Below are 23846 nucleotides of genomic sequence, written 5' to 3'. Positions count from 1 at the left end.
CCGTGTCCCCTCTCCGGCGTGCTGCCGGGTGTCCAGGAGTACCACCGCGCAGGCTCTGGCCGCTACGGCTCCGCGGGACCGACCGCCATGGCGGCCAGGGCGCGCCGGGCCGCCGTCTCCGGGTCGAGCGTCGCCCCGACGTCGGCGAGGTCGGCGAACCGCTGCGCGCCGAGCCGGATCTCGAGCCGCTCGCGGGCCTGGTCGAGCCGCGCACGCTCGGCACCGAAGCTCACCGAACCGCCGCCGAGGACCACCGCTCCCCACAGCTCGGCAGCGGCGGTGTCGGCGCCCACCCGCTCGAGCAGGTCGACGAGGTTGCGCAGCGTGGTGACCAGGTGCGTGCGGTTCGCGCGGACCAGCCACCAGCGGACCACCTCGTCGAACGCGGCCATCGCCGCGGCCGGGTCCTGGTGCCGGGCCCGGACCGACGAGGCCGAGACACGCGCGATCCCGCCGAGGAAGGTGCACCCGGACTGCTCGGCCAGCGCTGCCGCCCGTTCCAGGTGCGCGAGGGCGACCGCCGGACGGTGCTCGATCTCGATCTCGCCCGCGGCGTACGCGAGGTTGCCCAGAACCGTCGGGCCGAGGTCGTCGAACCTCCCGAGCTCCTCCCGGGTCCGGGCGAGCCACTCCTGCGCCTCGTCGTGCCGCCCCGCGTAGGACGCGCACAGGAGCGGGTAGCTGAGCCCGGTCATCACATAGTGCGGGTCGTCCAGCGACCGGGCGAGCTCGACGATGCGCAGACCCAGCGCCGCCGAGTCCTCCAGCCGGCCGTCGTAGAGCGCCACGTCGCCCAGCACCTCGAGCGCGGTGATCCGCACGCGGTCGTCGGGCGCCACCTCCAGCGCCCGCCGCGCCCGGTGCTCCCCCGCCTGCAGCTCGCCGCCGACCACGAGCCGCGCCGCGACCGAGACCTGCGCGGCGGCGCCCGACGGGTCGTGGTCGTCGAGCACCGGACCGAGCCGGGCGGCCCACCCCAGGATCTCGTCGTTCATGGTGCCCGTGGCGTGCACGTGCAGCGCCCCCGACAGCCGCGCCGCCAGGGCGGGGTCGGCCCCCCGCGCCCACGCGTGCGCCGCGCGCAGGTCCGCCACCTGCACCGAGAGCAGGGCGCAGGCCTCGGGCTCGGCCGACGTGCGCAGCGCAGCGTCGGCCTCGGTGGCCACCCGCAGGAACCAGTCGGCGTGCCGACGCCGCAGCGCCGGCCGCACGGGCGCCGCGTCGAGCACGGCGGAGCGCACGGTGTGCAGCATCCGGTACCGCGTGCGGCCGTCGCGCACGTCCAGGGCCAGCAGCGACCGCCGCACGAGGCGGTCCGGGACGTCCGCGCCGGCCTCGAGCACCGCCGTCGCGTCGGCCGGTCGCACCGGGCCGGCGAAGACGGGCCAGTCGGCCAGGACCGAGCGCTCGGCGTCGTCGAGGAGCGCGGAGGACCAGGCGATCACCGACGCGAGCGTGCGGTGCCGTGCGGCGGTGCCGCGGCCCGGGTGCTCGAGGCGCGCCGCGTCGACCTCCAGCTGGTCCGCGAGGTCGGCGAGCCCGACCGTCGCCGCCCGGGCCGCGGCCATCTCGAGGGCGAGCGGGAGCCCGTCCAGCTCGCGGACCACCCGGTCCAGCTCGGCCGGGTCCGGCTCGGCGCTCCAGGCGCCCGCCGCCCGTGCGCGCTCGACGAAGAGCCGGCGCGCCGACGGGTCGTCGCCGTCGACCGCCAGCGGCGCCACGGCGTACACCCGCTCGCCGGCCACCTCGAGCCGCTCCCGACTCGTCGCGAGCACCCGCAGCGGTCCCCCGGCCGCCAGCAGGTCCTCGACGACCGCCGCCACCGCCTCGATGACGTGCTCGCAGTTGTCCAGCACGACGAGCAGGTCCAGCGTCCCCGCGCGTCGCAGCATGGTCGAGGTGGTGCCGCCCTCCCCCGACAGCTCCAGCGCCGCCACCGTCGCCGCCGGCACCGCCGCGCCGTCGGTCAGCGTGGCGAGCTCCACCAGCCGCACGCCCGCCCGGTGCCGGCCCGCGCGGCGGCGGGCCACCTCGAGGGCCGCCCGCGTCTTGCCGACCCCTCCGGGGCCCAGGAGCGTGGTGAGCGGCTGGGTGCCGACCAGGTCGTCCACCGCAGCGACGTCCGCCTCGCGGCCCACCAGCGTCGACGCGGGCACCGGGAGGGACGGGCGCGCGGTCGCCCGTGCCGGGCCGCCTCGCAACGCCTCCTGCTGCGCGGCCCGCAGGTCGGCCGACGGCCGCAGCCCGAGCTCGTCCAGGCTCGCGCTCGCCCTGGCCACCGCCGCGACCCCGTCGGCCGGCCGGCCTGCCGCCGTGAGCACGCGGACGAGCTGCGTCCACGCGGTCTCCCGGTAGGGCTCGTCCGCGACGAGCTCCTCCAGGACCGCCACCGCCTCGGCCGACCGACCGGCCGCGTGCAGCGCGGCGGCGAGCTGCTCCCGGGCGGCGGACCGGGCCTCGTCGAGCCGCAGCGCCTCGCCCCGCACCGCCACGAGGTCCGCGGCCCGGCCGAACGCCGCCCCACGCCAGAGCGCCAGCGCCTCCTCGAGCAGCCTCGCCGCGTCCGACGCGGGACTCACGGCCGCGTCCGCGACGAGCGCCTCGAACCGCGCGCCGTCGACCCGGTCCGCCTCGAGCTCGAGCAGGTAGCCCCCGTCGACAGCCCGCAGCGGGATCCCCTGGGTGCGCCGGAGCCGGGAGGCGTGGGTGTGCAGCGTGTGCGTGGCGGTCCTGGGCGGGTCCTCGCCCCACAGCGCCTCGATCAGCACCTCGGCCGGCACGACGCGCCCCCGCCGAGCCACGAGCACCGCGAGCAGGGCACGCTGCTGGGCCCCGAGCACCGCGACGGTCCTGCCGTCCTCACGCAGCTCGAGCGGGCCGAGCACCCCGACCTCCATGCGCCGATGCTACGAGGGCGGTTCGTCCGGTGTCCGTCCCTTACTCGGCGCCGAGCGTCACCCACTGCGACCGCCACCCGGGCGGGTCGAACGGCTCCGCCCAGTACGCGGTCTCCCGCGCGATCCTCCCGTCCCGGAGCTCGAAGATGAACGTGCTGTGGAACACCGGCCCGTCGTAGTCGAGCGTCGCCTCCGCCACGACCAGGTCACCCGCCGCGAGCATCCGCCGCGGGGTGATCGTCGGCAGCACGGGGAACGCGCCGTAGACCCCGCGCCGGGCGTCACCGCCGACGATCCTCTCGCCCGACTGCGGCCAGTCCATCACGGCGTCCTCGTGGAACAGGTCGTCCATCACCTCGATCTTGCGGTCGTTCAGGCACTGGATGAGCCGCTCGACCACCGCCCGGTTCTCGTCCTCGCTCATCGGGCTCACCTCTGCCGGGCGTAGTCGCTCGCGCCGTACCAGTCGACGACGACCACGGGCTCGTCACCGAGCACCCAGGCGTCGTGGCCCTTCGGCAGCGAGGTGACGTCGCCGGCGGAGGCGATCATCTCGGTGCCGTCGTCCATGCGGATCCCCATCCGACCGCTCACGTGGTACTGGAAGTGCGGCGCCTCGCAGCTGGGGGTGCCTGCGATCGGCTGCACGTCGACGGACCACCGCCAGCCCGGCTCGAACACGAGGCGCCCGACCTCGCTGTCTCCCACCGTGACGATCTCGGCTCTGCCGTGCGGGAACTCCCGCGTCTCGTCGGGTGCCTGGAACGTCTTGTGCGCGGTCTCCTGCATCGTCCGACCTCCTCGTCGGCGGGGCGCTCTGCCCCGGTATGAACCCTTCCTGCTATCCTGACCTTCTAGTAGGTAGGTGTCAATGACTCTCACCCGACGGAGGATGCAGGCATGACCCCGACCGACACCCGCACGCGGATCCTCGACGTGGCCGAGCGCCTGGTCCAGACGCGCGGCTTCAACGGGTTCAGCTACGCCGACGTCGCCTCCGAGCTGGGCATCGCCAAGCCGAGCCTGCACTACCACTTCGCGACGAAGGCCGACCTCGGCGAGGCACTGATCCGCCGCTACGCCGAGCGGTTCGCCGTGGCGCTCACCTCGATCGCCGAGCGGCCCGACGACGCGCGCCGCAAGCTCGACGCCTACGTGGCCCTCTACACCGACGTCCTGCGCGACCAGCGGATGTGCCTGTGCGGCATGCTTGCCGCCGAGTACCCCACGCTCCCCGCGCCCATGCGCGCCGCGGTCACCACGTTCTTCGACGACAACGAGGCGTGGCTCGAGCGGGTGCTCGACGACGGCCGCGAGCAGGGCGCCCTGCGGCTCACCGGCCCGTCGGACGAGGCGGCCCGGATCATCGTCGGCGGCCTCGAGGGCGCCATGCTCGTCGCCCGCTCCCACGGCGACCCGGCGCGGTTCGAGACGGCCGCGGGCCGCCTGCTCGCCGACCTCACGGGGGCACCGGCCTGAGACGCCGATCGGCCCCGGCGCAGTGCGCGCGGGGCCGACCGGGTAGGGCGAGAGCGGTGCGTCAGGCGATGCGACCGCTCGAGTTCTCCTCGTCGCCGATCTTGTGCACGACGATCGAGTTGGTCGAGCCGACGACGCCCACCGGCGCACCGGCGACGACGACGACGTAGTCGCCGATCTCCGCGAGACCGTTGGCGCGCAGGGTCGAGTCGACCTGGTTGACCATCGCGTCCGTGTCCTCGACGGCGGGCACGCGGTAGGTCTGCAGGCCCCAGCTGAGCGACAGGACGTTGCGCACGTCCTCCGCCGGCGTGAAGGCGAGCAGGGGGATGTTCGAGCGCAGGCGGGACATGCGGCGGGCCGAGTCACCCGACTGCGTGAACGTGACCAGGTACTTGACGTCGAGCACCTCGCCGATCTCCGCCGCGGCCCGGGTGATCACGCCACCGCGGGTGTGCGGGGTGGAGCCGAGGGGCGCCATGCGCTCCCGGCCCATCTCCTCGGTCGCCTCGATGATCCGCGCCATCGTGCGCACGGTCTCGATCGGGTAGTCCCCGACGCTGGTCTCGCCCGAGAGCATGACCGCGTCCGCGCCGTCGAGCACCGCGTTGGCGCAGTCCGACGTCTCGGCGCGGGTCGGGCGCGGGTTGGTGGTCATGGACTCGAGCACCTGCGTGGCCACGATGACGGGCTTCGCGTTGCGGCGGGCCAGCTCGACCGCGCGCTTCTGGACGAGCGGAACCTGCTCGAGCGGCAGCTCGACGCCCAGGTCACCGCGGGCGACCATGATGCCGTCGAACGCGGCGACGATCTCGGCCAGGTTCTCGACGGCCTGCGGCTTCTCGATCTTGGCGATCACCGGGATGACCCGGTTCTCCTCCTCCATGATCCGGCGCACGTCGTCGTAGTCGGCGGCGGAGCGCACGAACGACAGGGCGATGATGTCGGCGCCGACGTTGAGGGCCCAGCGCAGGTCCTCCTCGTCCTTGTCGCTCATCGCGGGGACGGACACGGCCACGCCCGGCAGGTTGAGGCCCTTGTTGTTGGACACCGGGCCGGCGACCTCGACGCGGGTCACCACGCGGGGGCCCTCGACGGCGGTCACGCGGACCAGGACCTTGCCGTCGTCGATGAGGATCGGGTCACCGACGCGGGCGTCGTTGGGCAGACCCTTGTGGGTGGTGGAGACGAGCTCCTTGGTGCCCTGGACGTCCTCGGTGGTGATGGTGAACGTGTCGCCCACCGCGAGGTCGTGCTTCTCCGCGATGAACCGACCGAGGCGGATCTTCGGACCCTGCAGGTCGACGAGGACCGCGACGGACCGACCGGACGCCTGCGCGGCGGCGCGGACGTTGTCGTACACCGCCTTGTGGACCTCCGTGGAGCCGTGGCTGCGGTTCAACCGCGCCACGTCCATGCCGGCGTCGACGAGGGCCTGGATCTGCTCCGCGGACTCTGTGGCGGGGCCGATGGTGCAGACGATCTTTGCTCTACGCATGAAGCGAGCCTATGCCTTTCATTGTTTCTCGGCCGGACCGAAAGTCCCGTCCGACCACCGTGGCCGGCCGGTAGAGGACCGCGGTCAGGTGGGGTTCAGGGGCGCAGCGCCACGGTGCTGGCGGTGACCGGGGAGGGCAGCTCGGTGCTGCCGGAGAGGTAGGTGTCGACGGCCGCGGCAGCCGCACGGCCCTCCGCGATCGCCCACACGATGAGCGACTGGCCGCGGCCGGCGTCCCCCGCCACGAAGACGCCCGGCACGGTCGTCGCGTAGTCGTCGGAGCGCGTGACCAGGCCGCGCGGGGTGAGCTCGATGCCGATCTGCGCGGTGAGCGGGTCGACCTCCGGGCCGGTGAAGCCCATCGCGACGAGCACCAGGTCGGCCGGGATCTCGCGCTCCGTGCCCGGCGTCGGCACGCGGCGTCCGTCGGACAGGTACTGCGTCGTGGCCAGCTGCAGGGCGCGCACGTTGCCGGCCTCGTCGCCGAGGAACTCGACCGTCGAGGCGAGGTAGTCCCGCTCGCCGCCCTCGGCGTGCGACGACGACACCTCGAACAGGATCGGGTCCGTCGGCCACGGCTGGTGTGCGGGGCGGTCCTCCGGCGGACGCTTGCCGATCGCGAGGGTGGTCACCGACGCAGCCCCCTGGCGCAGCGCGGTGCCGAGGCAGTCCGAGCCGGTGTCGCCGCCGCCGATGATGATGACGTGCTTGCCCTCGGCGGTGATCTGGTCCGCGACCGGCTTGCCCGCGGCGACCGCGTTGGCCTGGTGCAGGAACTCCATGGCCACGTGCACGCCGCCGAGCTCCTTGCCGGGCACCTTCAGCTCGCGCGGCACGGTGGCCCCGGTGGCGATGACGATCGCGTCGTAGCGCGCCTGCAGCTGCGGCCAGGTGACGTCGCGACCGACCTCGACGCCCGGGCGGAACCGCGTGCCCTCGGCCTCCATCTGCGCCAGCCGGCGGTCGATGTGGATCTTCTCGAGCTTGAAGTCGGGCACGCCGTAGCGCATCAGACCCCCGATGGCGTCGTCGCGCTCGTACACCGCGACGGTGTGCCCCGCCCGCGTCAGCTGCTGCGCGGCGGCCATCCCGGCCGGGCCGGAGCCGACGACCGCGACCGTGTGCCCGGTGAGGCGCTGCGGCACCTGCGGGGTCACGTACCCGCGCTCGAAGGCCTCGTCGATGATCGAGACCTCGATGTTCTTGATCGTCACCGGCGGCTGGTTGATGCCCAGCACACAGCTCGACTCGCACGGTGCCGGGCAGATGCGGCCCGTGAACTCCGGGAAGTTGTTGGTCGCGTGCAGGCGGTCGATCGCGTCCGACCACTGACCGCGCCAGACCAGGTCGTTCCACTCCGGGATGAGGTTCCCGAGCGGGCAGCCGTTGTGGCAGAACGGGATGCCGCAGTCCATGCAGCGGCCCGCCTGCTCCTTGAGGTACGGCTGACCGTCCTGGAGGTGCTCGTGCACGTCCTTCCAGTCGCGCAGACGCACCTCGACGGGGCGGTTGGGCGGGAGCTCACGGTCCCGCACCTTCAGGAAGCCGCGGGGGTCAGCCACGTGCCACCTCCAGGATCTGGTCCCACACGCCGGGCGCGGCCGGGTCGAGACCGTCGGCCTCGGCCTGGGCGAGCGCACGGCGGACGCGGGCGTACTCGGTGGGCAGCAGGCGCGTGAACCGCGCCCGCGTGGACGGGAGGTCCTCGAGCAGCTGGGCAGCCACGGGCGACCCGGTCTCATCGAGGTGGGCGCGCAGGAGGCGCTCGACGAGGCGGGCGTCCTCGTCGTCCAGCGGGTCGAGCGCGAGCTCCTTGGTGCGCCGGGCGTCGGTGTTCACCAGGTCCGGCTCGAGGTCCAGCACGTAGGCCGTGCCGCCCGACATCCCGGCGCCGAAGTTCCGGCCGGTCCGGCCGAGGACGAGCACCGTGCCGCCGGTCATGTACTCGCAGCCGTGGTCGCCCACCCCCTCGACCACCAGGGTCGCGCCGGAGTTGCGGACGCCGAAGCGCTCGCCGACCAGCCCGCGCAGGAAGATCTGCCCGGTCGTCGCGCCGTAGCCGATGACGTTGCCGGCCACCACGTTGTGCTCGCTGGACAGGGCGGCGTTGCGGTCGGGGCGCACGACGATCCGGCCGCCGGACAGCCCCTTGCCGACGTAGTCGTTGGCGTCGCCGAACAGCCGCAGCGTGATGCCCCGAGGCAGGAACGCGCCGAACGACTGGCCGGCCGAGCCCGTCAGCGTGACGTCGATGGTGTCGTCGGGCAAGCCGGCGCCGCCGAACCGCTTGGTCACCTCGTGGCCGAGCATGGTGCCGACCGTCCGGTTGACGTTGCGCACCGGCAGGTCGATGCGGACCGGCTCGCTGCGCTCGAGGGCGTCCTGCGCCAGCGCGATCAGCCGGTTGTCCAGCGCGCGGTCGAGACCGTGGTCCTGGTCCTTCGTGCGGTGCAGCTCCGAGCCCGCGACGGGCGTCGGGACGGCGAGCACCGGGGCCAGGTCGAGGCCGGAGGCCTTCCAGTGGTCGATCGCGGCGCGCGTGTCGAGCAGCTCGACGTGGCCGACCGCCTCGAGCAGCGTGCGGAAGCCGAGCTGGGCGAGCAGCGCCCGGACCTCCTGCGCGATGAACTCCATGAACGTGACGACGAACTCCGGCTTGCCGGTGAACCGCGCGCGCAGCTCCGGGTTCTGCGTGGCGACGCCCACGGGGCAGGTGTCGAGGTGGCAGACGCGCATCATGATGCAGCCCGACACGACGAGAGGGGCCGTGGCGAAGCCGAACTCCTCGGCACCGAGCAGCGCGCCGATGACCACGTCGCGACCCGTCTTCAGCTGACCGTCCACCTGGACGACCACGCGGTCGCGCAGGTTGTTCAGCACCAGCGTCTGCTGGGTCTCCGCCAGGCCGATCTCCCACGGGGTGCCGGCATGCTTGAGCGACGTGAGCGGGCTGGCCCCGGTGCCGCCGTCGTGACCCGAGATGAGCACCACGTCGGAGTGCGCCTTGGCGACGCCCGCGGCGATGGTCCCGACACCGAACTCGCTGACGAGCTTGGTGTGGATCCGGGCGCGCGGGTTCGCGTTCTTGGCGTCGTGGATCAGCTGCGCCAGGTCCTCGATCGAGTAGATGTCGTGGTGCGGCGGCGGCGAGATGAGGCCGACACCGGGCGTCGAGTGCCGGGTCCGCCCGATCCACGGGTACACCTTGTTGCCGGGCAGCTGACCGCCCTCGCCGGGCTTGGCGCCCTGGGCGAGCTTGATCTGGATGTCGTCGGCGTTGGTCAGGTACTCGCTGGTCACGCCGAACCGACCGGAGGCGATCTGCTTGATCGCGGACCGGCGCGCGGGGTCGTGCAGGCGCTCCGGGTCCTCGCCGCCCTCGCCGGTGTTCGACTTGCCGCCGATGCTGTTCATGGCGATCGCGAGGGTCTCGTGCGCCTCCATCGAGATCGACCCGTACGACATGGCGCCGGTGTTGAACCGCTTGACGATCTCGCTGACCGGCTCGACCTCGTCCAGCGGCACGGGCTCGCGCTCGCCGTCCTTGAAGGCCAGCAGCCCGCGCAGGGTCATCAGGCGCGACGACTGCTCGTCCACCCGGTTGGTGTACTGCTGGAACACGTCGAACTGCCGCGTCCGCGTCGAGTGCTGCAGGCGGAACACCGTCTCGGGGTCGAACAGGTGGTCCTCGCCGTCGCGACGCCACTGGTACTCGCCGCCGACCGCGAGACGCAGGTGCGCCTGCCGGTTGCCGCTCGCCGGGTAGGCGTCGGCGTGCCGCGCGGCGACCTCGGCCGCGATGACGTCCAGGCCGATGCCGCCGAGCCGGCTGGTGGTGCCGGTGAAGTACTTGTCGACCAGGGGCTGCGACAGCCCGATCGCCTCGAACACCTGCGCACCGCGGTAGGACGCGATCGTCGAGATGCCCATCTTGGACATGACCTTGAGCACGCCCTTGCCGAGCGCCTTGATCAGGTTGGCGACCGCCTTCTCCGGCGCGACGCCGGGCAGGTAGCCGTGGCGCGCAAGGTCCTCCACGGTCTCCATCGCCAGGTACGGGTTGACCGCCGCCGCGCCGTAGCCGATGAGCAGGGCCACGTGGTGCACCTCGCGCACGTCACCGGCCTCGACGACGAGCGAGATCTGCGTGCGGGTGTGCCGGCGCAGCGTGTGGTGGTGCACGGCGGAGAGCAGGAGCAGCGACGGGATCGGCGCCAGGTCGGCGTCGGAGTTCCGGTCCGAGAGCACGAGGAAGCTCACCCCGTCGGCGACGGCCGCGTCGACCTCGGCGAAGATCTCCTCGAGACGCTGCTCGAGGGCCTCTCCCCCGCCGCTGACCTTGTACAGGCCGCGGATCAGGGTCGCCCGGAAGCCGAGCGCCGGCTCCTTGGCCACGTGCACGATCTTGGCCAGCTGGTCGTTGTCGATCACGGGGAACGGCAGGATCAGCTTGCGGGCGTGACCCGGGCCGTCCTCGAGCAGGTTCGGCTCGGGGCCGATCGCGCCACCGATGGCGGTCACCAGCTCCTCGCGGATGGCGTCCAGCGGCGGGTTGGTCACCTGCGCGAACATCTGCGTGAAGTAGTCGAAGAGCATCCGCGGCCGCGTCGACAGCACCGCGACGGGCGTGTCGGAGCCCATGGCGCCCAGCGGCTCGGCACCGGCCGCGGCCATGGGGCTGAGCAGGATCTTCAGCTCCTCCTCGGTGTACCCGAACGCGCGCTGGCGGCGGCGGACCGAGGCGGCCGAGTGCGCCACGTGCTCGCGCTCGGGCAGCTGCTGGAGGAACACCGAGTTGTCACGGACCCACTCGGCGTACGGACGCTGCGCGGCCAGGGACGACTTGATCTCCTGGTCGTCGATGATCCGGCCCTTGCCGGTGTCCACCAGGAACATGCGACCGGGCTCGAGCCGACCCTTGGCGACGATCGTCGCGGGGTCGATGTCGAGCACGCCGGCCTCCGACGCGCACACGACGAGCCCGTCCTCGGTCACCCAGTACCGACCGGGCCGCAGGCCGTTGCGGTCCTGCACCGAGCCGATCAGGGTGCCGTCGGTGAACGTGATCGCCGCCGGGCCGTCCCACGGCTCCATCAGCGTCGAGTGGTACTCGTAGAACGCGCGCCGTGAGGGGTCCATCTGGGCGTGGTTCTCCCACGCCTCCGGGATCATCATCATCACCGCGTGCGGCAGCGTCCGGCCCGACAGGTGCAGGAGCTCGAGCACCTCGTCGAAGCTGCCGGAGTCCGAGCCGCCGGGCGTACAGACCGGCAGCAGCGGCGCCAGGTCGCCCAGCTCCTCGCTGGCGAGCGTGCCCTCGCGCGCCGCCATCCAGTTCCGGTTGCCGCGGACGGTGTTGATCTCGCCGTTGTGGGCGATCATCCGGAACGGCTGCGCCAGGGGCCACGACGGGAACGTGTTGGTGGAGAAGCGCGAGTGCACCAGGGCGATCTCGGAGGCGTACCGCGGGTCGGACAGGTCCGCGAAGAACGGCTCCAGCTGACCGGTGGTGAGCATGCCCTTGTAGGCGATGGTGCGGGCGGACAGCGACGCGAAGTACAGGCCGTGCTCACGTTCGGCGCGCTTGCGCAGCCGGTAGGCGCGGCGGTCCAGGGCGATCCCCGACAGCTCGCGCGACGGGTCCGCGACGACCAGCTGGCGGAACACGGGCATGGAGGCGCGCGCGGTCGGACCGACGAGGTCCGCCGTCACGACGACCTCACGCCACGCGAGCACGTCGAGCTTCTCCTCGGCGGCGATCGACTCCAGCGCCGCGACGGCCAGCCGCTGCTCCGTCTCGTCGACGGGGAGGAACGCCATGCCGATCGCGTAGAAGCCCGCCGGGGGGAGCTCCGCGTCCACGACGTCGCGCAGGAACGCGTCCGGGATCTGGGTGAGGATGCCCGCGCCGTCGCCGCTGTCCTCCTCGGCACCCACGGCGCCGCGGTGGTCGAGGTTGAGCAGGGCGGTCAGGCCCGCGTCGACGATGTCTCGTCCGGGCGTCCCGCGCAGGGTGGCGACGAACGCGAATCCGCACGCGTCGTGCTCGGCTGCAGGGTCGTAGAGACCCTGCGGCAGCGGCGCGCGCTGTGCGCCAGGGCTCGCGGGCGACGTCGACATCTGCACCGTCCTCACGGTCCCCGACGGGGTCGGGGAATTGCACGAACAAGGGGAACGCGGGACGTCGTCGGCCCAGGTCTGGTGACCATACAGCGCAGTCCGCGGACCGCCTGCATCGTCGTGCGGAGCGGGGCGACCGGGACCCGCGGGTCAGCGGGCGGGATCGGTCGCGATCTCCTCGTCGTCCTGCACGGTCGGGGGTGCCAGCAGGAGGGTCGTGTCACGTCCTGGGTGCCGGCGCCCGACCACCACGAACGCTACCAGCGCTCCGAGACCGACGATGATCGACGTCCAGACATTGATCCGTAGGCCCAGGACGTGCTCGGCCGGATCGATGCGGAGGAGCTCGATCCAGAGCCGTCCGGTGGTGTAGATGACGACGTAGAGCCAGAACACGCGGCCGTAGCCGAGCCGGAGCTTGCGGTCGAGCCAGATCAGCAGGGCCGCGCCCGCCAGGTTCCAGACCATCTCGTACAGGAACGTCGGGTGGTACAGCGTGCCCGCGGGGTCACCCACCGGCATGTTCGCCGGGTCGATGCGCAGGCCCCACGGCAGGGTGGTCGGACCGCCGAAGAGCTCCTGGTTGAACCAGTTGCCCAGCCGGCCGATCGCCTGCGCCACGAGCAGGCCCGGAGCGAGCGCGTCGGCCCACGGGGCCAGCCGGACACCCTGGCGACGCGCGCCGATCCAGGCGCCGACGCCACCGAAGGCCACGGCACCCCAGATCCCGAGGCCGCCCTCCCAGATGTACAGGGCGCGGATCGGCTCCCCGCCGACGCCGAAGTACGCGTCCGGCGAGGTGATGACGTGGTAGATCCGTCCGCCGACGATGCCGAACGGCACGGCCCAGAACGCGATCTCCAGGGTGGTGTCCGGGTCGCCGCCCCGCTCGATCCAGCGGCGTCGGGTCATCCAGAGCGCGACGACGATGCCGAGCAGGATCGCGAACGCGTAGGCGCGCAGCGGGAAGGGGCCGAGGTGCCACGTGCCCTGCGACGGGCTCGGGATGGCGAGCGGCAACAGCGCGGTCATCGGGCGGACCTCACGCCGTCGGCGAGGGCGGAGGTGACCCGGGCGAGCTCGTCGAGACCCGCGGCCTCGTCGGGCGCGTCCAGCAGAGCGCGCACCAGCGCCGAGCCGACGATGACGCCGTCGGCGTACCCGGCGACCTCCGCCGCCTGCTCCGGACGGGACACGCCGAGGCCGACGCACACGTGCTCGGCGCCGGCGGCACGGGTGTCCGCGACCAGCTGCTCGGCGCGGTTGCCCAGCGTGGTGCGCTCCCCCGTCACGCCCATGGTCGAGGCGGCGTAGACGAACCCGCGGGACGCGGCGGCGGTCGAGGCCAGGCGCTCGGGCGTCGAGCTGGGCGCCACGAGGAACACCCGGTCGAGCCCGTGCGTGTCCGAGGCGGCGATCCAGTCGCTCGCCTCGTCGGGGATGAGGTCGGGAGTGATCAGGCCGGCCCCGCCGGCTGCGGCGAGGTCCCGCGCGAACGCGTCCACCCCGTACCGCAGCACCAGGTTCCAGTACGTCATGACCAGCACGGGGGCGCCGCGGCCGGCCACCTGCTCGACGGCGCGGATGGTGTCGCCGACGCGCGTACCGCCGGCCAGCGCCGCGTCGACCGCGCGCTGGATGACCGGGCCGTCCATCACCGGGTCGCTGTAGGGCACGCCGAGCTCGACGATGTCCACGCCCGCGTCGACCATGGTCCGGACCGCCGCGACGGAGCCGTCGACCGACGGGTAGCCGACGGGCAGGTAGCCGATCAGCGCTGCGCGTCCGAGGGCGTCGAGATGCTCCGCCACCTGCGACCGGACCGCGACCACACCGCTCACAGCTGCTCTCCCTGGTCGGCCAGCACCACGGGCTCGTCCTCGATGAGGTCGAACCACGCCGCGGCGGTGGCCACGTCCTTGTCCCCGCGCCCGGACAGGTTGATCAGCAGCACGGGGTCGTGGCCGTCGTCACCGGTCCAGCCGGACAGCTCCTCGCCCAGCTGGATCGCTCCCGCCAGGGCGTGCGCCGACTCGATGGCCGGGATGATGCCCTCGGTCCGGCACAGGAGCCGGAACGCCTCCATGGCCTCGTCGTCCGTCACCGGCCGGTAGTCCGCGCGACCGATGTCGTGCAGCCACGCGTGCTCGGGCCCGACGCTCGGGTAGTCGAGGCCGGCCGAGACGGAGTGGCTGGGCAGGGTCTGGCCGTCCTCGTCCTGCAGCAGGTACGACTTGGCACCGTGCAGCACCCCGGGCTGTCCGCCCGAGAACCGCGCGGCGTGCCGGCCCGACGAGATGCCCGCACCGCCGGCCTCGAAGCCGAACAGCCGCACCTGCGGGTCGTCGAGGAACGCGTTGAAGATGCCCATCGCGTTCGAGCCACCGCCGACGCACGCGGCGACGGCGTCGGGCAGCCGGCCGATCTCCTCGAGGAGCTGGGCCCTGGCCTCCTCGCCGATGATCTTGTGGAAGTCGCGCACCATCTCGGGGAACGGGTGCGGCCCCGTCACGGTGCCCAGCAGGTAGTGCGTCGTCTCGACGTTGGCCACCCAGTCGCGCAGCGCCTCGTTGATCGCGTCCTTGAGGGTCCGCGTGCCGATGGACACCGGGACGACCTCGGCGCCGAGCAGCTTCATGCGCGCCACGTTCAGCGCCTGCCGGCGGGTGTCCTCCTCGCCCATGTACACGACGCACTCGAGGTCGAGGAGCGCGGCCGCGGTCGCCGTCGCGACGCCGTGCTGGCCGGCGCCGGTCTCCGCGATCACGCGCGTCTTGCCCATGCGCTTGACCAGCAGGGCCTGCCCGAGCACGTTGTTGATCTTGTGCGAGCCGGTGTGGTTGAGGTCCTCGCGCTTGAGGAACACCCGCACCCCGGGCGCCACGTGCTGGGCGAACCGCGGCACCTCGGTGAGCGGGCTCGGCCGACCGGTGTACGTGCGGTGCAGGCGGGCGAGCTCGCGGCCGAACGCCGGGTCCGTCAACGCCTTGTGGTACTCGGTGTCCAGCTCGTCGAGCGCGGCGATGAGCGCCTCCGGCACGAACCGCCCGCCGAACTCCCCGAAGTACGGTCCGGCGTGCGTGGACAGGGGGCCACCGGCCGTGGCCTCGAGCAGCTTGTCCGAGAGCGGGCCGACGGTGGGCCGACCGGTCACTGCCGCACCGCCCGCAGGGACGGGTGCGCACCCGCGGCCACGAGGTCGGCGACCGACTCGCGCGGGGCGTCGTCCGTGACCAGCGCCTCGCCGACCAGCACCGCGTCGGCACCGGCACGGGCGTAGTCCATGACGTCGTGCGGGCCGCGGACACCGGACTCGGCGATCTTCACGATGTGCGACGGGATGGCGGGGGCCACCCGGGCGAACGTGGTGCGGTCCACCTCGAGCGAGCGCAGGTCGCGGGCGTTCACGCCGATCACGCGCGCACCGGCGTCGGCGGCGCGAGAGACCTCCTCGGCGTCGTGCACCTCGACGAGCGCGGTCATGCCCAGCGAGTGGACGCGCTCGACGAGCGACTCCAGCACGGTCTGCTCGAGCGCGGCGACGATGAGCAGCACGAGGTCGGCGCCGTGCGCGCGCGCCTCCCACACCTGGTAGGGCGTGACGATGAAGTCCTTGCGCAGGACAGGGATGTCCACCCGCGCACGGACCGCGTCCAGGTCGGCCAGCGAGCCGTGGAACCGGCGCTCCTCGGTGAGCACCGAGATGACGGCCGCGCCGCCCTTCTCGTACTCGGCGGCGAGGGCCGCGGGGTCCTTGATGGTCGCCAGTGCGCCCTTGCTGGGGCTGGACCGCTTGACCTCGGCGATCACCCGCACCGCGTCCTCCGCGCGCAGGCGACCCACGCACTCGATCGCCGACTCGCGGCGGCGCGCCCGCTCCTTGACCGTCGCGAGCGGCGTGGCCTGCTCCCGGACGGCGAGGTCCTGCCTGACTCCCGCGACGATGTCGTCCAGCACGGTCATCGACAACTCACCTTCTCCCCCGGTCGATTCCGGACCACTCTGCTCGATACCGAACGCGGTTGTGGCCCTGCGCCACATCGTAGGGCGGTCCGGGAGTGACCCCGACCACAGGCCGCGTACTGGACATCCCCGTCCGTCAGGGCGCCAGCCACGGCGCGAGCGCCGGCACGTTGCGCAGCACCCCGAACACGACGATCACCACCAGGAACGACCACGCGGCCCGGGCCGGCGCCGGCCGCACCGGGCGTCCCTGGGCGCGGAGCACCACCAGCCGACCCCAGAGCGCGACCACCACGGGGACGGCGAGCACCCAGAGCGGGTTCATCGACCACGCCCCCGCGAGGTCGCCGTGCGCGAGGTCGTGCGTCGCGCGGAGGCCACCGCACGCCGGGCACCACAGACCGGTGAGCGTGTACAGGGGGCACACGCCGTAGCTGCCGGTGGCGTGCGGGTCCCGCACCGCGAGGACGACGGTCGCCGCGACGGCGACGGCCCCGGCGACGAGCGGACCGCGCACCGACGCACGACGGCCCGCCGCCGCCGGCGCGAGTGCGTCGGTCGGGGGCGGGCCGGTCGGCTGAGGCGGCGGACCGTCGTCGACGGTCGTCACGTCAGTTCGAGTAGGTGTCGTTGTACGTCTCAAACCAGTCCGGGTTGGACGAGATGAGCACGGCGAAAAGGATGATCCCGAGGATCGACAGCACGATCGCGATCCACCCCAGGATGATGCCCGCGGTGGCCATGCCACCGTTGTTGGCCTCGCCGCGGGCGACGGCCTTCTTGGCGTTGTTGCCGACGATCACCGCGGGGATGCCGGTGAACAGACCGCACGACAGCACGAACGACACGATGCCGAGGACCAGCGACCAGACCGCGAGGCTGTTCTTCGGGTAGACGTACCCGCCGCCGTATCCCGGGGCGGGCTGCTGGTAGCCGGGAGCCGAGCCGTACGGCGTGGCAGCGGGGTACTGCGGCGTGCCTCCGGCCGCCGGGTACGGCGCGGACGGGTACTGCGGCTGCGGAGGGGGCGGGGGCGCTGCCGGGTACTGCGGCACCCCGGTCGGGTCCTGCGGCGGCTGCGGCTCTCCGCTGCCGTACGGGTTCTGCGGCTCGTTGGGGGTCGACATCGGTCCTCCTGGGTCGCGGGCGCCATCCGCTTCCCGGGTGGCGGTGGAACGAGGCGGGTCAGTGCCCGCCGGTGCGTGCCTGCCGGGCCTGCGTCTTGGCGCCGCCCTGGCCGTGGCCGGAGGCCTGCAGCACCTTGCCGCCGATCAGCACGAGGGCGACCAGGGCGATGCCGACCCAGAACAGCCACACCAGCGCGAACAGCACGCCGAGGGCGGCGACGACGAACGCGATCACCACGCCGTACGTGGTGAACCACGCGGCGAGCGTCTTGCCGTGGTTGGTCGGTGCGGCCGTCGGCGGCAGGTGCATCGCCTCGGTCGTCGTGGCGTTCTGTGCGCGGTGCGCCAGGGTGTCGTCAGCCATCAGTGGGTGCCCTCCGTGCTCGGTTCTGCGCTCAACCCTATCCGACCAGCGGGACGTCGCCCGGCACGGGACGGACGAGTCGGACCGCACGTCAGGACGGGTCGTCGCCCCTGGTGAGAGCGTCCCAGTCGGACCGCTCGTCGGGTGTGGTCGGCGTCGGCGCGTCGGCGACGTTCTCGTGCCTCCGCGACGGTCCGGACCACGCACGGGACGCGACGACGAGCCACACCCCGGCGAGGACGTCGAGCACCCCCACCGCGACGGCGAGCCAGGGCCAGACGCTCGTCGTCACCGGCCCGGCGAGCTTGCCCACGCCGGTCTCCGCCGCGACGACGGGGATCACCGCCGCCTCCGGGTCCCCGAGCACGCCGAGGGTGGTCCCGACGACGAGCACGCCGCACGCGACGACGACGGCCGCCACCACCCAGCGCCCGGCGCGACCGACCAGCCCCACGGCGGCCACCGCGGCGAGGATCGCGACCGCGGCCGCGAGGATCGCGGGTGCCACCTGGGAGCCCGCGGCCTGCACGGTCACGGTGCCCTGCAGCGCGGTCGTGCCGGTCGTCGTGAACCACGTGGGCACGGCGACCAGGGCGGTCAGGCCGGCGAGCAGGAGCAGCAGCCCGGCGGCGCGGCCACGCCCCGACCGACGCGGCGGGGCGGCGTGCGCCGGAACCGTCACGCGCCCGCCCGCCGCAGCCGGGAGGCGATCTGCACCGCCCGGACGGCCGCGGCGGCCTTGTTGCGCGACTCCTCGTACTCGAGCGCCGGCACCGAGTCCGCGACGATCCCGCCGCCAGCCTGGACGCTCGCGCGCCCCTCCCGGATCAGCGCGGTCCGGATGGCGATCGCCATGTCCATGTCCCCGGCGAAGTCGAAGTACCCCACGGTGCCGCCGTAGATGCCGCGGCGGGCCGGTTCGATCTCGTCGATGAGCGCGATCGCGCGCGGCTTCGGAGCGCCCGAGAGGGTGCCCGCCGGGAACGTGGCGACGAGCGTCTGCAGGGCCGTCGCGCCCTCGCGCAGCCGACCGACGACGGTCGAGCAGATGTGCATGATGTGCGAGTAGCGCTTGACCGCCATGAACTCGACGACCTCGACGCTCGCCGGCTCGCACACCTTGACCAGGTCGTTGCGGGACAGGTCGACCAGCATGATGTGCTCGGCCCGCTCCTTGGGGTCGGCGAGGACCTCGTCCTGCAGGCGGCGGTCCTCGTCGGGGGTGGCGCCGCGGGGGCGCGACCCGGCGATGGGGAACGTGACGACCCGCCCCGACGTGACCTTCACCAGCGTCTCCGGGCTGGAGCCCACGACGGCGAAGTCCCGCCCGTCGGCGTCCTGGAGCTGCAGGTAGTACATGTACGGGCTCGGGTTGATGGTGCGCAGGACCCGGTAGACGTCGAGCGGCTCCGCCGGGCAGTCCAGGTCCAGCCGCTGCGAGATGACCACCTGGAACACGTCGCCCTCGTGGATGGCCTCCTGGCCGGTACGCACCGCGGCCTCGAACTCCGGGCGCGTGGTCCGGAACGAGAGCTCGGGCTCGGCGACGTCCGCCAGCACCGCGACGGCCGACTCGGCGGGCTGCAGCAGCGCCGCCTCCATCGCGTCGATCCGGGCGACCGCGTCCGCGTGCGCGTCGTCCACGCGCTCGTCGGTGTCGTCGAAGTTGATGGCGTTGGCGATCAGCCAGACCGAGCCGTCGTGGTGGTCGACGACCGCGAGGTCGGTGGCCAGCAGGAGCGTGAGCTCCGGGACGCCCAGCTCGTCCGGGGCGTTCGCGGGCAGGGTCGGCTCCCAGTGCCGCACGATGTCCCACCCGAGCGCGCCGACCAGCCCGCTGGTCAGGGGCGGCAGGCCCGCGATCGACGGGGTGCGCAGCGCGTCGAGCGTGCGCTCCAGCACGTCCAGGGCGTCGCCCTCGGTCGGGACCCCGACCGGGACGTCCCCGACCCAGACCGCCGAGCCGTCCCGGACGGTCAGCGTGGCGCGCGACCGCACGCCCACGAACGAGTAGCGGTCCCAGCTCCCGTCGGCCTCGGCCGACTCGAGGATGAACGTCCCCGGCCGCCCGGCGGCGAGCGTGCGGTACAGCCCGACGGGTGTCACGTCGTCCGCGAGCAGGCGCCGCACCACAGGGACGACCCGACGGTCGCGCGCGAGCCCGCGGAAGGCCTCGAGCGACGGCCACGTGGTCCCCCAGGGAACCACGGCGACGGCGACGTCGGTCGGGACGGCGGGGGCGGTCACAGCGGTCCTCCAGTCTCGGTGGGGCGGGTTCCGACGACGACGGGCAGCGGGCCGCCCGCCTCGAAGCACGTGCGGGCGCCGGTGTGGCAGGCGGCGCCCACCTGGTCCACCTCGACCAGCAGCGCGTCCCCGTCGCAGTCGACGCTCACGGACTTCACGAACTGCGCGTGCCCGGACGTGTCGCCCTTGCGCCAGTACTCCTGGCGCGACCGGCTCCAGAACACGACCCGGCCGGTGGTGAGCGTGCGGCGCAGCGCCTCGTCGTCCATCCAGCCCAGCATGAGGACCTCGCGCGAGTCGTGCTGCTGCACGATCGCCGCCACCAGGCCGTGGTCGTCGCGCTTCAGGCGCTCGGCGACGGCGGGATCGAGGAGGGGTTCGGTGGGGCTGGAAGGCACGTCCCGATCCTGCCACGCAGCAGCGACGGGCACGGACCCGTCCACCGCCCGGTCACCGGGTCTGCGACACCCAGGCGGCGTGCATCGCCGCGTAGTGGCCGTCGCGCGCGACGAGGTCGTCGTGGTGCCCGACCTCCACCACACGGCCCGCGTCGACCACGACGACCGTGTCCGCCGCCTCGGCCGTGGACAGCCGGTGCGCGATGGTCAGCGTGCTGCGCCCCCGCGTGAGCGAGTCGAGGGCGCGCGCGATCCGGACCTCGGTCGCAGGGTCGACCGCGGAGGTCGCCTCGTCGAGCAGCAGGAGGTCCGCCTCGGCCAGGTAGGCGCGCGCGAGGGCCACGAGCTGTCGCTCCCCCGCCGACAGCGACTCGCCGCGCTGGCCGACCGGGGTGTCGAGGCCGTCGGCGAGCTCGTCCACCCAGCCGTCCAGACCGAGCGCCTCGACCGCCGCACGGATCCGCACGTCGTCGTCCTGTGCGGCCGTCGTCCCGTCCTCGTGCCGGAGCCCGTACGCCACGTTCTGCGCGAGCGTGCCGTCGAACAGGAACCCCTCCTGCGGCACGAGGACGACCCGGCGTCGCAGGTCCGCGACGGGGATGTCGCGCAGGTCCACCCCGTCGAGCAGCACGGAGCCGCTGGTCGGGTCCATGAACCGCGCCACCAGCTTGGCGATGGTCGTCTTGCCCGAGCCGGTCGCCCCGACGACCGCCACCGACGCCCCCGCGGGGATCGCGACGTCCACGCCCCGCAGCACCGGCGGGCCGTCCGGGTAGGCGAACCCGACGTCGCGCAGCTCGACGTGCGCGGGACCACGAGGGCTGGGCACGCCCGAGGTGCCGGGGTCGACCACCTCGATCGGTGTCTCCAGCACGCCGAGCACCCGGCGCCACCCCGCGACGGCGTTCTGCAGCTCGTTGAGGATCTCGGTCGCCATCTGCACGGGTCCGGTGAACAGCTGGACGAGGAACAGGAACGCGAGCAGCCGTCCGACGGACATCTCGCCGGCGATGCCCAGGTACGTGCCGGCGACGACCACCAGCGCGAGGACCAGGTTCGCCACGAGCACGCCGCTCGAGAACACCGCGGCGACCAGGTTCTGCGCGCGGACCATCGACGCGCGGGTGGCGCCGATCGCCGCGTCGATCCGGCGCTGCGTACGCCCGGCCACGCCGTACGAGCGGATCGTCTCGGCGCCGACGACGGCCTCCGAGATGGAGCCCAGCATCGCGCCGACGCGTTCCCGCACCGCGGTGTAGCGCGCGTTGACCCGCTTCTGCAGCGGCTGCAGCACCAGGAACAGGGGGACGAAGCCCGCCCACACGATCAGGGTCAGCTGCCAGGAGTAGACCGCCATGAGCACGGTCGCCACGGCGATCTGCAGGACCGAGACGAGCAGCATGATGCCGCCCCACTGGACGAACAGCGAGATCGTGTCGACGTCCGACGTCACGCGCGAGACCAGCGACCCGCGTCGCTCGGTGTTCTGCGTGAGCACCGACAGGTCGTGGACGTGCCGGAACGCGCGGGTGCGCAGCGCGAGGAGACCGCTCTCGCTCGAGCGGAAGAGCCGCACGTTGACGTAGGCCGAGCACACCGCGCCGAGCAGCAGTCCCAGCGCAGCCAAGCCGGCGAGCGCCACGACGCGCGGCACGTCCGGTCCACCGTCGGCGAGGATCCCGGTGTCCACCGTCTGCTGCACGGCGATGGGCACGAGCACGCGGCCGATCGACGCGATGACGGCGAGCAGCACCGTGAGCTGCCAGCCCACCAGCAGCTGCGGGGAGACCTGGATCCCGCGACGCAGCGTCGCCAGCACCCCGAGGGTGCTGGCCGGGGCGAGGCGGTGGTCCGTGCTCTGCTGCTCGCTCATGCCCGGTCCTCCACGACCTCGAGGGCCTCCTCGTCCGCGACCTCCGCCGCGCGGCGCGCCGTCTCCTGCTCGTAGGCCGTCGCCAGCTCGCGGTAGCCCGGGTCGCGCTCCAGGAGCTCGTCGTGCGTCCCGCGGTCGATCACGCGGCCACCGTCGACGTGCACCACCTCGTCGGCCAGCAGCACGGACGACATGCGGTAGGCGACCAGGAGCACCGTGGGGCTCGCCGCGTCGCCGTCGCCGCGCAGGCCGCGCAGGATCGCCTGCTCGATGCGCGGGTCGACGGCGGAGGTCGCGTCGTCCAGGACGAGGACGGCCGGGTTCCTGACCAGCGCACGGGCGAGCGCGAGGCGCTGCCGCTGGCCGCCGGAGAGGTTGGCACCGCGCTCCCCGAGCGGGGCGTCCAGCCCACCGGGCAGTGCGCGGACGACGTCGTCGACCCGGGCCAGGTGCAGCGCGGCCCAGACGGCGTCGTCGTCCGGGGACCCGGGCTCGCCGTCGTCGGCCAGCGTCACGTTGGAGCGCACGGTGTCCTCGAACACGAAGGTGGACTGCGAGACGAGGGCCACGTGCCGCGCGAGGTCGGCGGGGCGGACGTCGCGCAGGTCGAGGCCGTCGACGTGCACCGACCCGTGCGACGGGTCGTAGAGCCGGTTCACCAGCGACACGAGCGTCGTCTTGCCGGCGCCGGTCGGTCCGACCACCGCGATGGTGCGGCCCGCGGGCACGTCGAGATCGATCTCGTGCAGCAGCTCCAGGTCCCCGCCGCCGGGCAGCGGGACCGAACGGCCCACGTCCCGCAGCTCGACGCGCGCTCCCCCGGACGGCGCCCACGGTGTGGTCCCCACGCTCAGGGCCCCGTGCGAGTCGATGACGCGGGCGATCCGGTCGTAGCCGACGAGCGCGCGCGGCAGCTCACCGAGCACCCAGCCGAAGGCGCGGACCGGCACCGCGAGCAGGGTGAGCAGGTACGCGGCCGCGACCACGTCCCCGGTGTCCACCCGCCCGGCGCGGATCTGCACCGTGCCCACGACCAGCACGAGCAGGGTGCCGAGGCTGGGGAGCAGGTCGATCACGGGGTCGAACAGCGCGCGCACGACGCCCACGCGCACGTTGGCGTCCCGCAGCTGCGCGGCCCGCTCCGCGAACCGGGCCTCCTCCCGTGCCTCCGTGCCGAGCGACGTGACCAGCACTGCCGCCTCGAAGCTCTCGTGCGCGATGTCCGCCACGTCGGCGCGCAGCTGCTGCGCGCGGATCGCCGCCGGCGACATCCGGTTCTGGAACACCACGTTGGCGATGACCGCCAGCGGCAGCACCACCAGCGCCGCCAGCGCGAGCCAGACGTCGGTGCGCAGCAGCTCGACGGTGGCCACGACGAGCATCACCACGACGCCGATCGCGAAGGGCAGCGGGTTGAAGATCGATGTCGCGGCCTCGACGTCGGCGCTGGCGTTCGACAGGAGCTGGCCGGTCGGGTGCTGCCGGTGCCACGACATGGGCAGGCGCAGGTACTGCCGCGTCACCGCCGCGCGGTGGTCCTCCTGGATCAGGGCGTATCCCTTGCCGGCGAACATACGCCGTCCGGCGACCGTCACCGCGAGCGTCACGGCGACGAGGGCGATCGCGAGGCCCGCCAGCCAGATCCGGTCGCGCGCCTGCGCCGATCCCGCCAGCGCGGGGACGACCACCTGGTCCGTCACCGCGCCGAGCACACGACTCACCACCACCGTGAGCACCCCGAAGATCGCGGACGTGCCGACGGCCAGGGCGTACGTGCCGGGGTGGGCGCGCATCCCCCGGCCGATCAGCTGGAACGCCCGACGAGGGACGGAGCCGGTGAGTGCCACCGACCTCGGTGACGCGTCTCGCGAGGGCACGAC

Annotated in this window: 19 protein-coding genes; 1 reads left to right on the top strand and 18 read right to left on the bottom strand. The window is 73.3% G+C overall.

Features of this window, described 5'->3' with window-relative positions:
• Nucleotides 1-62: 62 nt before the first annotated feature.
• Genes ASD18_RS21780 through ASD18_RS15620 form a run of 3 tightly spaced genes read right to left on the bottom strand, consistent with a single transcriptional unit; the run spans nucleotide 63 to nucleotide 3686 of the window.
• Entirely contained in the window at nucleotides 63-2897 is a 2835-nt protein-coding gene (locus ASD18_RS21780; RefSeq protein WP_056094123.1) for a BTAD domain-containing putative transcriptional regulator, read from the bottom strand.
• 40 nt (nucleotides 2898-2937) lie between these two features.
• Nucleotides 2938-3321 (bottom strand): nuclear transport factor 2 family protein, encoded by a 384-nt coding sequence (locus ASD18_RS15625; protein WP_056094120.1) that lies wholly within the window; start codon nucleotides 3319-3321, stop codon nucleotides 2938-2940.
• Between the two features lie 5 nt (nucleotides 3322-3326).
• Nucleotides 3327-3686 carry a cupin domain-containing protein gene (locus tag ASD18_RS15620; protein ID WP_056094117.1) on the bottom strand — a complete coding sequence of 120 codons (360 nt, stop codon included), beginning with the start codon at nucleotides 3684-3686 and terminating at the stop codon, nucleotides 3327-3329.
• A 111-nt stretch (nucleotides 3687-3797) separates the two neighbouring features.
• Here ASD18_RS15620 and ASD18_RS15615 point away from each other — a divergent pair, with 111 nt between their 5' ends.
• Nucleotides 3798-4376: a TetR/AcrR family transcriptional regulator gene (locus ASD18_RS15615; RefSeq protein WP_056094115.1), complete on the top strand. Its 579-nt coding sequence runs from the start codon at nucleotides 3798-3800 to the stop codon at nucleotides 4374-4376.
• A gap of 61 nt (nucleotides 4377-4437) precedes the next feature.
• Here ASD18_RS15615 and pyk read toward each other — a convergent pair whose 3' ends face one another.
• The 15 genes from pyk to ASD18_RS15540 all read right to left on the bottom strand — a co-directional run bounded on the left by pyk (nucleotide 4438) and on the right by ASD18_RS15540 (nucleotide 23759).
• Entirely contained in the window at nucleotides 4438-5874 is a 1437-nt protein-coding gene (gene pyk, locus ASD18_RS15610) for a pyruvate kinase (RefSeq protein WP_056094112.1), read from the bottom strand.
• 95 nt (nucleotides 5875-5969) lie between these two features.
• Nucleotides 5970-7436, bottom strand: a complete 1467-nt coding sequence (locus ASD18_RS15605; RefSeq protein ID WP_056094110.1) for a glutamate synthase subunit beta — start codon at nucleotides 7434-7436, stop codon at nucleotides 5970-5972.
• Nucleotides 7429-11994, bottom strand: coding sequence for a glutamate synthase large subunit (gene gltB / locus ASD18_RS15600; RefSeq protein WP_056094107.1), 4566 nt, complete (start codon nucleotides 11992-11994; stop codon nucleotides 7429-7431). The genes ASD18_RS15605 and gltB overlap by 8 nt, the downstream gene beginning before the upstream one ends.
• 150 nt (nucleotides 11995-12144) lie before the next feature.
• Complete coding sequence (gene lgt, locus ASD18_RS15595) at nucleotides 12145-13026, bottom strand: prolipoprotein diacylglyceryl transferase (protein WP_056094104.1); 882 nt, start codon at nucleotides 13024-13026, stop codon at nucleotides 12145-12147.
• Entirely contained in the window at nucleotides 13023-13835 is an 813-nt protein-coding gene (trpA, locus tag ASD18_RS15590; protein ID WP_056094099.1) for a tryptophan synthase subunit alpha, read from the bottom strand. Before trpA ends, lgt begins: the two co-directional genes overlap by 4 nt.
• The gene (gene trpB / locus ASD18_RS15585) at nucleotides 13832-15148 is read right to left on the bottom strand and encodes a tryptophan synthase subunit beta (protein ID WP_082574125.1); all 1317 of its coding nucleotides are present in this window, start codon (nucleotides 15146-15148) and stop codon (nucleotides 13832-13834) included. Before trpB ends, trpA begins: the two co-directional genes overlap by 4 nt.
• Nucleotides 15145-15957: an indole-3-glycerol phosphate synthase TrpC gene (trpC, locus tag ASD18_RS15580; RefSeq protein ID WP_056094097.1), complete on the bottom strand. Its 813-nt coding sequence runs from the start codon at nucleotides 15955-15957 to the stop codon at nucleotides 15145-15147. Before trpC ends, trpB begins: the two co-directional genes overlap by 4 nt.
• Before the next feature lie 136 nt (nucleotides 15958-16093).
• Entirely contained in the window at nucleotides 16094-16567 is a 474-nt protein-coding gene (locus ASD18_RS15575; RefSeq protein ID WP_056094093.1) for a DUF2752 domain-containing protein, read from the bottom strand.
• 1 nt (nucleotide 16568) lies between these two features.
• Nucleotides 16569-17084: a DUF4190 domain-containing protein gene (locus ASD18_RS15570; protein ID WP_056094090.1), complete on the bottom strand. Its 516-nt coding sequence runs from the start codon at nucleotides 17082-17084 to the stop codon at nucleotides 16569-16571.
• Between the two features lie 58 nt (nucleotides 17085-17142).
• Nucleotides 17143-17448: an HGxxPAAW family protein gene (locus ASD18_RS15565; RefSeq protein WP_056094087.1), complete on the bottom strand. Its 306-nt coding sequence runs from the start codon at nucleotides 17446-17448 to the stop codon at nucleotides 17143-17145.
• A 91-nt stretch (nucleotides 17449-17539) separates the two neighbouring features.
• Nucleotides 17540-18130, bottom strand: coding sequence for a Trp biosynthesis-associated membrane protein (locus tag ASD18_RS15560; RefSeq protein WP_056094084.1), 591 nt, complete (start codon nucleotides 18128-18130; stop codon nucleotides 17540-17542).
• Entirely contained in the window at nucleotides 18127-19695 is a 1569-nt protein-coding gene (locus ASD18_RS15555; RefSeq protein ID WP_056094081.1) for an anthranilate synthase component I, read from the bottom strand. Before ASD18_RS15555 ends, ASD18_RS15560 begins: the two co-directional genes overlap by 4 nt.
• The gene (hisI, locus tag ASD18_RS15550; protein ID WP_056094079.1) at nucleotides 19692-20093 is read right to left on the bottom strand and encodes a phosphoribosyl-AMP cyclohydrolase; all 402 of its coding nucleotides are present in this window, start codon (nucleotides 20091-20093) and stop codon (nucleotides 19692-19694) included. Before hisI ends, ASD18_RS15555 begins: the two co-directional genes overlap by 4 nt.
• 52 nt (nucleotides 20094-20145) lie before the next feature.
• Nucleotides 20146-21966 (bottom strand): ABC transporter ATP-binding protein, encoded by a 1821-nt coding sequence (locus tag ASD18_RS15545; protein WP_056094076.1) that lies wholly within the window; start codon nucleotides 21964-21966, stop codon nucleotides 20146-20148.
• Nucleotides 21963-23759 (bottom strand): ABC transporter ATP-binding protein, encoded by a 1797-nt coding sequence (locus ASD18_RS15540; protein WP_082574184.1) that lies wholly within the window; start codon nucleotides 23757-23759, stop codon nucleotides 21963-21965. The genes ASD18_RS15545 and ASD18_RS15540 overlap by 4 nt, the downstream gene beginning before the upstream one ends.
• Between the last annotated feature and the right edge of the window lie 87 nt (nucleotides 23760-23846).

The organism is Cellulomonas sp. Root137 (assembly GCF_001426725.1).
Taxonomy (GTDB): domain Bacteria; phylum Actinomycetota; class Actinomycetes; order Actinomycetales; family Cellulomonadaceae; genus Cellulomonas.
This window is presented reverse-complemented; position numbering and strand designations above follow the sequence as displayed.

Bases quoted from the DNA above. Each gene is read 5' to 3' on its own strand.
- ASD18_RS21780 (WP_056094123.1), bottom strand. From the start codon at position 2,897: ATGGAGGTCGGGGTGCTCGGCCCGCTCGAGCTGCGTGAGGACGGCAGG.
- ASD18_RS15625 (WP_056094120.1), bottom strand. From the start codon at position 3,321: ATGAGCGAGGACGAGAACCGGGCGGTGGTCGAGCGGCTCATCCAGTGC.
- ASD18_RS15620 (WP_056094117.1), bottom strand. From the start codon at position 3,686: ATGCAGGAGACCGCGCACAAGACGTTCCAGGCACCCGACGAGACGCGG.
- ASD18_RS15615 (WP_056094115.1), top strand. From the start codon at position 3,798: ATGACCCCGACCGACACCCGCACGCGGATCCTCGACGTGGCCGAGCGC.
- pyk (WP_056094112.1), bottom strand. From the start codon at position 5,874: ATGCGTAGAGCAAAGATCGTCTGCACCATCGGCCCCGCCACAGAGTCC.
- gltB (WP_056094107.1), bottom strand. From the start codon at position 11,994: ATGTCGACGTCGCCCGCGAGCCCTGGCGCACAGCGCGCGCCGCTGCCG.
- lgt (WP_056094104.1), bottom strand. From the start codon at position 13,026: ATGACCGCGCTGTTGCCGCTCGCCATCCCGAGCCCGTCGCAGGGCACG.
- trpC (WP_056094097.1), bottom strand. From the start codon at position 15,957: ATGACCGTGCTGGACGACATCGTCGCGGGAGTCAGGCAGGACCTCGCC.
- ASD18_RS15570 (WP_056094090.1), bottom strand. From the start codon at position 17,084: ATGTCGACCCCCAACGAGCCGCAGAACCCGTACGGCAGCGGAGAGCCG.
- ASD18_RS15565 (WP_056094087.1), bottom strand. From the start codon at position 17,448: ATGGCTGACGACACCCTGGCGCACCGCGCACAGAACGCCACGACGACC.
- ASD18_RS15545 (WP_056094076.1), bottom strand. From the start codon at position 21,966: ATGAGCGAGCAGCAGAGCACGGACCACCGCCTCGCCCCGGCCAGCACC.
- ASD18_RS15540 (WP_082574184.1), bottom strand. From the start codon at position 23,759: ATGCGCGCCCACCCCGGCACGTACGCCCTGGCCGTCGGCACGTCCGCG.